Source organism: Tamlana carrageenivorans (assembly GCF_002893765.1).
Taxonomy (GTDB): domain Bacteria; phylum Bacteroidota; class Bacteroidia; order Flavobacteriales; family Flavobacteriaceae; genus Pseudotamlana; species Pseudotamlana carrageenivorans.
This window is the reverse complement of sequence record NZ_CP025938.1, coordinates 1,927,727-1,940,080: the sequence shown is the minus strand read 5'-3', so window position 1 is coordinate 1,940,080 and position 12,354 is coordinate 1,927,727. Positions and strand designations below refer to the sequence as shown.

Genomic DNA, 12,354 nt, shown 5'->3' with positions numbered 1-12,354 from the left:
AAACACCTAAAGTTAGGAATAACTCTAAGATTTAAAAATTATAAACCACCTCCAATTTATAATCACTAAGCGATTTTTTAGCTTTTTCGATATCCTCTGTAAAACCAAGAATATAGCCACCACCGCCAGAGCCACATAGTTTTAAATAGTAGTCGTTGGTATTGATTCCTTTTTCCCATAGTTCATGAAACTGCTGTGGAATCATCGGTTTAAAATGACTTAAAACAATTTTAGATAACTGCTTCGTATTTTTAAACAAGGATTTCACGTTACCCTTAAGAAAATCTTCTACGCAGGCATCGGTATGTTTTATAAATTGGGTTTTAAGCATATTACGGAAACCTTCTTGTTTCATGTTTTCCATAAACAAACTCACCATAGGAGCTGTTTCTCCAATAATACCACTATCGATTAAAAATACAGCGCCTTTACCTTCACTTTGCTGTGCTGGTATGCCTGTAGCTTCAATATTATCTTTAGAGTTTATTAAAATAGGAATGCTTAAATAGCTATTTAAAGGATCTAGTCCAGAAGATTTTCCGTGGAAAAACGATTCCATTTCCGAAAAAATAGCTTTTAGTTTTAATAGCTTTTCTCTGGTTAGATTTTCAAGAACGGTTATTTTATCAAAAGCATACTGATTGTAAACAGCAGCCACTAAAGCACCGCTACTTCCTACACCATATCCTTGAGGAATAGAAGAATCGAAATACATGCCCGAATCTACATCTTCCTTCAACAACGCATAATCAAAACGCACCAATTCAGAATCTATATTCTGAATATATTCAGCAAAGCGCTTTAAACTCGCATTCGATTTTATAGCAGCCTCCGAAGGGTTTTCAGACTTCTTTAAAGCACCGTTATAAAAATTGTAAGGAATAGATAAGCCTTTAGAATCTTTGATGATTCCGTATTCGCCGAAAAGTAGAATTTTAGAATAAAATAAAGGTCCTTTCATCTTTTTCAATTAACAATTGATAGTTAATAATTAATAATTACTTAAGTTTTGACGTTTTAATAATACTTGTCAACAACTTCAATATCTCTTTAACATCAAATTCGAGGCTAAGATACTCAGAATTATTTAAATAGCCTGTTTCCTTAAGTAAATCCAGCCAATATTCCGTTTCATTTGCCTCTTTTAATGAAATCGAGAGTTTATGAATAAAATCCGCTTTACTCTCAGCATGTTCCGCTTCCCTAACGTTAGAACCAATTGAGGTACCCGAACGAAGTAATTGCTTTGATAACACAAATTCTTTATGTTCTGTTATTAAGAACCTATACAGGTTAACAATTCTTACTGCAAAATTAAAACTTTTAGTTTTAATAACATTATCCCTCTTCATTGTTAATTTTCAATTGTTATTTATCAATTGACAGGCTCCGAACCCCACTGCGTCATGAATAAACTGTCTATTTTGACAGTAGTCGGCCAGTTCTGTTTCAATAAACGTTCTTACTGTTTCAGCTTCATTTTGTGGATACAACACATGTACGTTTGCACCAGCGTCTAATGTAAAACAAACTTTAGAGCCTGTTTCTGCGCGAAACGACCATATTTTATTGATAATTTCCAACGTATTAGGCTTCATCAGGATAAAATACGGCATACTGGTCATCATCATAGCATGCAGCGTTAAGGCTTCACTTTCTACCAAAGCGATAAACGCATCCAAATCACCCGATTTTAAAATTTCGGTAATCGTTTTTAAGTTTTTATCGGCTTGCTTAAAACGTTCTTGTGCGAAAGGGTGTCCGTGCATCAAATTATGTCCAACGGTGCTACTCACCACTTTTTCACCTTTATCCACCAACAAAATGGTGTCTTGGTAATTTTTAAACGCCTTATGGACTTGATGTGGAAATTTCACACCAAACAAATCGGAACTCCCTTCAATAGACTCATGTTGTCCCCAAACCACCAAATCTCCTTCTAGACTTCTACAAGCAGACCCAGAACCCAAACGGGCTAAAAATGAGGCTTTTTGAATGAAATAAGTTTCCGCTTGAGATTCCTCGACTGCCCTCGGAATGACAGAACCACCCGTTAATGCCTCTTCAACACTCATTAAACACAAGGCCAGAGCACTCATTCCTGAAGCTGATGATGCAATTCCCGAGCTATGCGGAAAAGTATTTGACGTTTCAATTTTAAAATGATAGGCTTTTAAAAATGGCAAATACACCTCAACACGATTAAAAAAAGTTTCTATTTTAGATTTAAAACTCTCTTTTTTTTCACCATCTAAATACACATCAAATGAAAAGGCATCCTTATCGGCTTTTTTTGAAAAACTTAAAGTTGTCGTCGTTTTACAGTTATTTAAAGTAAAACTGATAGACGGATTTTCAGGAATCTGATTTTTCTTTTTACCCCAATATTTTACTAATGCGATATTACTTGGCGACGACCATGTAAATGCGCCTTTTTCGATAGCGTTTGTGTATGGTTTAGGTATAAAATTATTTTCTGTCATGTTATAATGTTCAGTAAAACGGATTTTGCTTGGCAAAAGTAAGGAAATATCTGGTGGACTTTTTAATTAGCTTCAGACAAAGCTAAAAGCTTAACCAACGTTTTATAATTTCTGGCGGTGGCTCTTATTTTTAGTTTACGTTCAAAGAAATTGTTACTACATTTTGCCTTACCGTAACCTATGGCACTATAGAAATAAATACATTCTGGAGTGATTATAAATTCTTCATTTGGAAAGCTTAATCCTGAAACAACTTCAATGGCTTCCTGTTTTGGCGACTCAAATAAAAATGTAAAGTAACTGTTTTTCTTTTTTTCTTCGGAAAAAGGACACCCATCAAAAATACTTTGAAGGTCTTCATGAGTTTTTACTACAACAGGCACGTCAAAATCAAAATGTGATTTAATTGCTTGATGGATTTTTAATTCTAATTTTTGAAGATTGTCTTCGGAAGATTGAAACAATACATTCCCACTTTGAATATAGGTTTGAACGTTTTCTAACCCACTACCAGAAAACAACTCACGAAGTTCAGCCATGGGAATTTTCTTTTGTCCGCTTACATTAATCCCTCTTAAAAGGGCGATATAGGTTTTCATTTAAAAATCTTGTTTTTGGTTGAGAAAGCTCAATATTCGCACTTCATCATGAACCACTACATAGTGAAATGAATAATTGAATTTTTCAAACAGATGAATTCTTATGTTTTTGTAGCGAACTTGTCTTGTTAAAGGATGCTTTTCTAAAAATGTTATTTGCTCACTCAACTCCTTCAAAAACGAGTCTTCAATGTTTTTCGTTTTAAAATAACAAACAGCCAAATCAATTTCCCTAAAAGCTTCTGGACTTATAATTAATTTATAAACCATACTTCTTCTTAACAGCATCCATTGATATGAAATCTATTTCATTCTTCTCCATTTTATCTAACATATCTTCCATCATCGCCTTATAAGCTTCGGAAGGCTCGCTAAAACGCACAGCTTGCTCCTCTAAAGTATATTCAATATAATTTTTTAAGGAGCGCTTTTCGAGTTTGGCTTGCTTTTCTAGAATTTCAATAGCTTTATCGTCTAATTCAATAAGTTTTTTTGTCTTTCCCATGATATAGATTTTATATACTAAATATATATAAAATATATTAAAAACAACGTAAATTTTATGTTTTTATTAAACCACACACCCCTTAATCCCCACTTGCTAGAGGGGAAACTGTTATAAAAAATTTAGTTCTATGATTGTTTAAACGGACTTCGCTATATCTCGTGCAGCAATGAAAGCACCGGTCCAAGCATTTTGGAAATTAAATCCGCCAGTAATGGCATCAATATTTAAAACTTCGCCAGCAAAATAAAGATTTTCAACATACTTACTCTCAAAAGTTTTAAAATTTACTTCTTTTAGGTTTACCCCTCCAGCGGTAACAAACTCCTCTTTAAACGTACTTTTCCCATCCACGTTAAACACAGCAGAAGTTAGTTGTTTTACTAAGGTCTCTAATTGCATTTTATTTAAATCGGCCCAGCGTGTAGTCTCTGACATTTCTGAAGCTAAAACCAATTTATGCCATAATCGCTTAGGCAAATCAAACTGTGTAGATTTAAATACCGTTTTTTTAGGCATGGTTTGCTTTAGGTCTTTTAAAACACCTAAAGCGGCTTCAAAAGATTGTCGTATAAAATTAATTTCTATTTGAAATTTATAGTCGCGTTTTGCTAATTCTAATGCTCCGAAGGCCGACAATTTTAAAATAGAAGGCGCACTCATACCCCAATGTGTAATAAGTAACGGCCCTTCACTCCAAAGGTTGGCTCCTAAAACTTTCACCTCTACATTTAAAGCCACAACGCCAGGAATATCTTGGATGCGATCATCCTTAATATTAAAAGTAAATAAGGAAGGTACGGGTTCTGAAACACTATGACCAAGGTCTTCTAAAAGTTTCCATATTTTCGGATTACTTCCTGTAGCCACCAATATTTTATTTGAAGTAAAGCGGTTATCGGAAGTTTGAATAACAAAAGCATCACCTTCTTTTTCTATCGATTTTACAGGTTGATTATACAAGATATCAACCCCATGCTTTTGGGCTTCACTTAAAAAACAATCGATAATGGTTTGTGACGAATTTGAAACCGGAAACATGCGACCATCATCCTCTATTTTTAACTCCACACCACGCTCTTCAAACCAAGCGATGGTATCACCCGTCATAAACTGATGAAAAGGTCCAAGGAGTTCTTTCTCCCCGCGAGGATAATTTTTAACCAATTCTGAAGGCATAAATTCGGCGTGGGTAACATTGCAGCGTCCGCCGCCAGAAACCTTAACTTTAGCTAAGCCTTCTTTTGCTCGTTCTAAAATAGCGACCTGCAATTCAGGATTGTTTTCCGCAATATTAATGGCAGCGAAAAAGCCTGCTGCTCCACCACCAATAATTATAACGTCTTTTTTGATCATATTCTATCTGGATAATCAGAAATAATCCCGCTAACACCATATTCAATCATACGTTCAATAGGTTTTAGGTTATTTACAGTATAGGCAATAACCTTGAAATCCTGACGCAATTCTTCCACATTTTCGGGAGTTAGCATGGTGTAATTAGGATGAATAGATGTGGCGTTTATCTGCTTCGCAAAGTTAACAGCTTCTTCCAAATTGGTATTAGTAAGTACGCCAAGAGGTATGCTTTTATTTATTTGATAAACCTCATCTAACAAATCAAATTGAAAACTAGACACAATAATATTGCTATAATCCCAACCTTTTTTATCAACAAAAAATGTGATAAGACGGCAGGCTTCTTTTGCTGTATCTTGACCTTTTAGTTCAATATTCAACAAACATTTGTTATCAATTAAAGCAAGCACCTGCGATAAGGTTGCGATTTGATAGCGCCCTTTAACTTTAATTTTCTTTAGATTGTTTAGGGTATGTTTAGAAATTTCGCCGGAACCATCGGTAACGCGATTTAAGGTGAAATCGTGAAAAACTACCAATTCACCAGAAGCGCAGCGATGCACATCAATTTCGATGCCATCAACTTTTAAGTCTAAGGCTTTTTTAATAGACTCTAGTGTGTTTTCGGCAAGGTGACCTTTGGCGCCACGATGCCCTATTTTTAATACTTTGTTTGTCATTTTTTTTCAATTGGACGCATTAAACCTTCTTGTGCTACCGAGGCTATTAATTTACCATCACGCGTAAAAATATTACCTCTTGCAAAGCCTCTAGCACTTGCAGAGCTGGGAGATTCTATTGAAAATAACATCCAATCGTTAAAATCAAAATCTCTAAAATACCACATCGAATGGTCTAAACTAGCCGTTTGTGTATTGCCCCAATGCGCTTTACTGGCATGCGGATTAAGAGCAGATACTAAAATATTATAATCTGAAATATACGTTAAAATTTGCTGTTTTGTGGCTAAATCTAAATTTTTAGCATCACCTTTTAATTTAAACCAAACATCAATAAACGGAGGCAAATCTTTTCTATCTGAAGGATTTACGATTTCTGTAGGTTTAAATTCTATGGGGCGATCCACTTCAAAAAAGGCTTTCAACCCTTTGGGTAAAGAATCACCAAATAGGTTTAAGATATCGGTCCAACTCAACAAAGCCTCAGGCTGTTTTAAACCCGACTTCATTTTAATTTGATGGCTATAGCCAGACTCATGAATGTGAAAAGATGCCGCTAAAATAAATATCGTATTTTCATTTTGATGTGCCGTAACCCGACGTACCGAAAAACTACCACCATCTCTAACCACAGCAACATTATACGTAATAGGATAATTTAGATTCCCTGCCTCTAAAAAATAAGCATGCATGGAATGTAAGCTTCTTTGATTTGACACCGTTCTACTCGCGGCATTAATAGCTTGAGCTAAAACTTGACCACCAAAAACGATCGGGCTCCCAATGGTTTCACTAATGCCATTAAACACATAATCATTAACCTTTTCTAAAACCAAAAGGTGCAATAAATCATCAACAGTAGTCATGGCCAATTCTTCTTTTACGCCGTAAATCTATTAAATTATGGGCGGCTAGTTGCATCTTTTGTTAACAGATTCCCGAAATTTAGTTTTTAAATGCGTTTCAATACGGTTATCTTGCTTAAAACTACAAAAAATGCTGCTACCATATCACAAAGCATTCATCATTTTTATGCTTTTAATTTCCTGTAAAACAACACCATTGATTACAATAACCAAAATACCAGCCTCCTTAGAAGAAGCTTCAGCTATTGAAAAGATTAAAAACTCTAATATTTTATGGACTATCGAAGATGCCGGCAATAATAATCATATTTACGGCTTCAATTTAAAAGGCGAACTCATCAAAGACATTAAAATTACAAATAGTAAGAATACAGACTGGGAAGATTTAACTTCCGATGATTTAGGTAATCTGTACATTGGCGATTTTGGAAATAACAGTAAAAAACGTGACAACTACAGCATTTATAAAGTTTCACGTTTTGATGACGATGAAACTTCTGCCAAAAAAATAGACTTTAAACTACCAAAAAAAATGAAGGCTCAAGATTTCGAGGCTTTCTTTCTTCTGAACAATGACTTCTATATTTTTAGTAAATCTAACAAAGAAACCTTAGTTTTTAAAACACCTAATAACATTGGTAAACATACAGCTCAATTGATTTCAAAATTTAAATTTGATAAAAACATAAAAAAAATCACTTCAGCAGCCATAAGTCATGACAAAAAAACCATCGTTCTTCTAAATCACGACAGATTGCTGAAAATTACCAATTTTAATGAAGATCATTTTTTTGAGGGCGATTTAGAAGTTTTAAAATTTAAGCACCATTCACAAAAAGAAGGTGTTTGTTTTAAAGATCATGCATCTGTTTTCATTACTGATGAGCGCGATAAAAAAGAAGGAGGCCACCTCTATGAATTTCATTTATAACCAAGATTTAATCCCCAGAAGCACTTTTATCTTTGGAATTTACAGTCGAAACCTAGGACTTCGCCATATAAAAACCTTTCATTAATTAAGATTTACATACCGCGTATATAGGCCGAATCAACACGAAAAACATCTATAAATCCATACCTAAGCCAAAGGAAAAACGCATACCGTCTTGACTATGAAAAAGTGCCATATTTAATGTAAACAGATCTACACCATTTATAAAAACGCCACCGCCTACCGAAGTGTTCCAACGATTTGCATTATAAGCTGAATCCAACACCAAGCGATCATCTACCCAAACACGACCATAATCAAAACCACCATAAACCCCTAGATACAAAGGCAATAAACTTGTTTTAACTTTCTGGAAGTTAAATCGTAAATCACTGGTTTGATAAAAGGCACTTTTACCTGTAAAACGTTCATTTCGATAACCTCTTAAGCCATTATTAGCACCAATATTTGCAGCCTGGTAAAACTCAAATCCGTCGCCAAAATTAAGATGGCCTTTAAATTTTGTAGCTAATACCAATTTACCATGATCTACCAATTTATAATCGAAGGCCAAAGTAGGAATGATATAAGCGAAATCCTTGCGGTTTCCCATATTGTTTTTATAACCCGTCTCTAAAGCAAATAACATCCCTAAAGTCGGGAAAGCTTTATTGTCTTGATTTTCAAACTCATATTTAGCATAAACACCTAAAAACTCGTTTGTAAAACTCACATTATCACCAATAAATGCTTCGTTAATAAAACGACCTGCAGTTTCTTCAACCTCAATATTTTCATAGGCTGCTCCAAATTGAAAATGCGCTCCCAGTTGTCCTCGCCAAATTAAAGAAGGCGCAAAACTTAAGGTTTCTAGTTTTACGCGGTTGTAATTCATATTCACATGCGTACCGTCGTGATTATCGGCTTCAAAATTTGGTGTATTGTTCCCATAACCAAAAAAATTAATGGTGTAATTCGGACTGGTAAACAAAGCTTCCAAACCCAAATTAAAATCACCAATAACATGAGTCAATTCGACTTTATAAGCTAAATCAAAACCATGCGTTGCGAAATAATAAGACGCCGAAACACGGTGTTTTGACGTGAAGGGATTACGCTCAAACCCGTAGTTAGTCCACGTATTTTTAAAACCAAGCCTAAAGCCATCATCGGGATTAAGCCCCAAAGCTGGTAACAGTTGATTGGTATTATTTTTCAGTTTCTTATAATCGTATAAATTAACCTCATAATCGTCGGCAAGTGTCTTCTTGCCTTTACGGGTTAAAAACTGATTGTTTTTACTTTTCTGATCGTAAATTTTAAGTTTTCTAGCATTGGAAACAGCATAAACATCATTATTTTGACCGCCAATTAAACGCAGTTTTATAGCTTGTTTTCCATCTCCTGTAACCTCAAAATGATCGTTGTCATCCAGTCCAAAAACCCAAATTTCTTTAGTTGCTTTCCTGTGGTATGTATGTTGATGCACAACATCGGCTTTTTCACCATTTTTAATTCTATATACCGTCACTTTCGTTTCCCCTTTTGGTAAACGAATAATTTCAAACCAATCATCCTTATGTGTTCCTTTAACGACAGCGAATTTCCTTATATGGTTGAAATAAGCATCAGAAATTTGCTGAAGATGCTCACGACGTCCTTTCAATTTCCGTTTGATATCAGCAATACTTTGTTGATTCACTTCTGGTGGAACATGTGAGAAAGCAGCATCTATTACAGCATCGGTAATATGCTTTTGAATAAACTGAACCTGGACATCCCATACCTTTTTATCGGATTGATTAATTAGCGCCATATCTAAAGCGTAAGGCGCTGCGTTAAACCATTTTGGTTTTTTCAGGGTTTCCGAATAGCTTTTCATACCGCGAACCGAAGGCTCTAAAACGGTTAGCAAGTTGAGTAAAAAACCATCGGCCATAACAGAAAAAGCCTGATCGCGATCTCGAGGCACAGGTCGGTAAACCACCTTACCTGCTTCTTTAAATGCTGCCCAGCGCCATTGATCTTCATGCCGATCCCAATCGCCAATAAGCATATCAAATAAACGGGCTTTAATGTAAGCTGCTTCATCGACAATATACTTTTCATCGGCGGTTAGGTTTTTCAACAAATCGTCGGTACTCACCATGGTATTTGAAAAGCCAAAACTTGCTTGATTGCCATGACCAGAATCGGTGCGTTCTTCAATCATATATAGTGCATCGCCAAACTCATCATTATAAGCCCCAATAGCTTTTTGTTTAGGCACGTAATAAAGTACTGGATTGGTATGATAAACATGAATAGCATCAGCCAGATCGCCAACAACAAAGGGCGCGTAGGGGTGCGATCCTGTAAAAACATCCAGCATTAAGCCTTCGGTATAAGTTTCAGCAAATTGGCCTTCAATATACTGTTCTTTAAAAGCAACGGCTTGCATGTATTGCTCGGCATTTTTTCGAAGCGCCCGCATCACGTACTCCCGACCATTTTTATCTACTAATCGCAGTGATTTTGATTGATGCCCTCCTCCCTTTCTTACAGGAGTTAACCCCCCAAAAAGCGTGTCTAAATTTACGGTAGGTGCTAAAACAGGCGTACTAAAATCTTCGCGATAGCGAACTCCAAAAAGCCATTTATGGAAACTACTTTTTTCGGTTTCGGAACGGCTATAAATGGACGCTTTTTTTTCCTTCGGAAAGTTTTCTACTAAATCATTAAAGTTATTTTCAAGGTCTTTTGGCAAGACTTCCGATTGAAAAACCACTCGATTATTAGAATAAAAACGCACATAGGAAGCGCCATCATTAAAAACATCTAGTCGGGCGTAACCCGGAGCTCCGTATGAAAATTGTCCGCCACCCACCAGTCGTGTCGGATTCGTTTTTGATCCTGCGCCACTAATAATTTGCGGCAGATTATCTTGAATAAGATACTGCAAGTTATGATCATGCCCCGAAACAAAAATGGCTTTTTCGTTTTCTTGAGACAGTGTTACTAAACGTTTTTTAAGCTCCAAATAGCATTTATTTTGATCATCGACGCTAACCACACCACCCGTTTTACGAATCACATTTTTTAAAGTTCCCAAAACAGGAACGGGCGTCATATGACTTTTAAAACCATATTGGCCGCCATGAGAGCCATTGGTAAACATGGGATGATGAATGGCTACAATAGTGGTTTTTCCTCGTGCCTTTTTAATTTCGCTTTCAAATTCATCAAAAAATTTATCTCTGGTTTTTATATCGCAAGCATCGTTTATTGTTGGGTGCTTATCCCAATTGGTTAAATACCATTCGGAATCTATAACAATTAGAACCGTATGATCCGAAATTTTCACACGTTCAATGGGGCATCCTTTCTCTGGGAGAAAGGTGTTTTTCCCCAGTCGATCTTCAATATATTTCTCCTGACGTTTTAGACCTTTTAATCCGTCGTTATACCAATCATGATTTCCAGGTATAAACAAAGTTTGGCCTTTAAAGTTTGTTACAGCATCGATTTGCATATCCAGCTGATGTTCCGCGAAAGCGCGCCCTTTATCCTTTTTATTGGGCATGCCTTTAGGATAAATATTATCGCCCAAAAAAATAGCTGTACTATTTTTTGAGGCCTGCGCTAAGTCCTTTTTAAAAGCTTTAAGAGTTTCGGTAGCGGTTCCTATTGGCGAATTACCGGCATCTCCAATTAAGTAAAAGGAATGCACAATGGTTTTATCGGGAAACTTAGAAACTATTGCTTTCGTTTTATACTGAGGTTTATAAGTGGCACAGGCACTAGCAAAAAAGAGCGTGACAACGACAAAAAAAAGTTTCAAAACCTTCATAAACACTATTATATACTACATTTTTTTATTGAAACAATAAAACTAAACGGGCTAACTTTTAATTCCAATCCAAATCACTGCGCTCTTTCCAATAAAAACTGGACGCAACATTTAAGGTTTTAAGAGCTTTTACATCGTTTATATCCAATTTAAAAGTATTAGCTTTTAAATTTTCTTTCAATTGAGTTACATTCGACGCGCCACTAAGCACGTAATCGGGCTGTAAACAATCCATAACAAAACGCAAAGCAATGGCATCGACTCCCACCTGGTATTTCACCGCTAAACCCTTTAAAAGGGAATAAGCCGCTTTATATGTCGGGAAATTTTCACTTTCAAAAACGCGTCCGTTAGCCAAGGCCTCTTTAATAATAACCGTTTTTCCACTTTCAAGAACCCTGCGTAATATTTCGAAAGTCGATTGCTCGAAAACATTATAAGACACTTGAAAACTATCAAATAAAGCATTGCCATGACTTTCAATTTTTAATGCTTCGGAAATGACCTCTTTTTGATTTTCACCACTGGTTGTGATACCAATGTATAATCCGGTTTCCTTTTTAATTTGAGCTAGGGTTTCTAATACGCCATGGTTTTCTAGAATACCGCTATCAAAAGTTGCCGAATGCACCTGATAATATTTTAGTCTGGGCAGCATGGCTTTTGAAACTTCCCACTGCTCTAATAATTTACCTAAGGAATGCTCCTTTATTTCATGTTTACCAGGATACCCTAATTGCCAATTGGCCACATAGGTATAGCCCCATTTGGTGCCTAGAATAACATCTTCATGATTGGTTAAGGTATTCCATTCTTGTAAAAAGGCCTCCCCTTTTCCATAAGACGGCGCGGTATCAAAATAACGCACTCCTAACCTGTAAGCTTCATGTAACACCGAAAATGTTGTACTTTTAAAGGCTGCTTCAGATTTATCGATATCGTGTTCGGCACGAATATTAATGTATTCGGGCCTACCTAATGCCGCTAAGCCTAATCCTATTTCTGTAAGTGATGTTTTGATGACTTTTATTTTTATTTTAACAAATTATCTATTTCGCTAAAATACGTCATGCTGAACTTGTTTCAGCATCACATAATGATA

The 12,354-nt window shown here is 35.8% G+C and carries 11 protein-coding genes; 1 reads left to right on the top strand and 10 read right to left on the bottom strand.

Features of this window, described 5'->3' with window-relative positions; all coding sequences use genetic code 11:
- Positions 1–31: 31 nt before the first annotated feature.
- From C1A40_RS08585 to C1A40_RS08545, 8 genes are all read right to left on the bottom strand, one after another.
- Entirely contained in the window at positions 32–961 is a 930-nt protein-coding gene (locus C1A40_RS08585) for a mevalonate kinase family protein (protein ID WP_102995546.1), read from the bottom strand.
- A 37-nt stretch (positions 962–998) separates the two neighbouring features.
- A complete protein-coding gene (locus C1A40_RS08580; RefSeq protein ID WP_102995545.1) occupies positions 999–1,352 on the bottom strand; it encodes a four helix bundle protein in 354 nt (117 codons plus the stop codon).
- Between the two features lie 9 nt (positions 1,353–1,361).
- Positions 1,362–2,483: a diphosphomevalonate decarboxylase gene (locus C1A40_RS08575; RefSeq protein ID WP_102995544.1), complete on the bottom strand. Its 1,122-nt coding sequence runs from the start codon at positions 2,481–2,483 to the stop codon at positions 1,362–1,364.
- A gap of 62 nt (positions 2,484–2,545) precedes the next feature.
- On the bottom strand, positions 2,546–3,082 hold the full coding sequence (locus C1A40_RS08570; RefSeq protein WP_102995543.1) for a DUF1697 domain-containing protein: 537 nt from the start codon (positions 3,080–3,082) through the stop codon (positions 2,546–2,548).
- A 259-nt stretch (positions 3,083–3,341) separates the two neighbouring features.
- The gene (locus tag C1A40_RS08560) at positions 3,342–3,587 is read right to left on the bottom strand and encodes a hypothetical protein (RefSeq protein ID WP_102995541.1); all 246 of its coding nucleotides are present in this window, start codon (positions 3,585–3,587) and stop codon (positions 3,342–3,344) included.
- A gap of 138 nt (positions 3,588–3,725) precedes the next feature.
- On the bottom strand, positions 3,726–4,943 hold the full coding sequence (locus tag C1A40_RS08555) for a BaiN/RdsA family NAD(P)/FAD-dependent oxidoreductase (protein WP_102995540.1): 1,218 nt from the start codon (positions 4,941–4,943) through the stop codon (positions 3,726–3,728).
- The gene (locus C1A40_RS08550) at positions 4,940–5,626 is read right to left on the bottom strand and encodes a glycerophosphodiester phosphodiesterase (RefSeq protein WP_102995539.1); all 687 of its coding nucleotides are present in this window, start codon (positions 5,624–5,626) and stop codon (positions 4,940–4,942) included. Before C1A40_RS08550 ends, C1A40_RS08555 begins: the two co-directional genes overlap by 4 nt.
- Positions 5,623–6,492 carry an acyl-CoA thioesterase gene (locus C1A40_RS08545; RefSeq protein WP_102995538.1) on the bottom strand — a complete coding sequence of 290 codons (870 nt, stop codon included), beginning with the start codon at positions 6,490–6,492 and terminating at the stop codon, positions 5,623–5,625. The genes C1A40_RS08550 and C1A40_RS08545 overlap by 4 nt, the downstream gene beginning before the upstream one ends.
- A gap of 130 nt (positions 6,493–6,622) precedes the next feature.
- On the opposite strand from C1A40_RS08545, the gene C1A40_RS08540 reads away from it, so the two are divergent.
- Complete coding sequence (locus tag C1A40_RS08540; RefSeq protein WP_102995537.1) at positions 6,623–7,423, top strand: hypothetical protein; 801 nt, start codon at positions 6,623–6,625, stop codon at positions 7,421–7,423.
- Between the two features lie 133 nt (positions 7,424–7,556).
- Here the strand turns inward: C1A40_RS08540 and C1A40_RS08535 are convergent, their stop codons facing one another.
- Positions 7,557–11,252 (bottom strand): metallophosphoesterase, encoded by a 3,696-nt coding sequence (locus tag C1A40_RS08535; protein ID WP_102995536.1) that lies wholly within the window; start codon positions 11,250–11,252, stop codon positions 7,557–7,559.
- 58 nt (positions 11,253–11,310) lie between these two features.
- Complete coding sequence (locus C1A40_RS08530) at positions 11,311–12,252, bottom strand: aldo/keto reductase (RefSeq protein ID WP_338418087.1); 942 nt, start codon at positions 12,250–12,252, stop codon at positions 11,311–11,313.
- Positions 12,253–12,354: the final 102 nt, after the last annotated feature.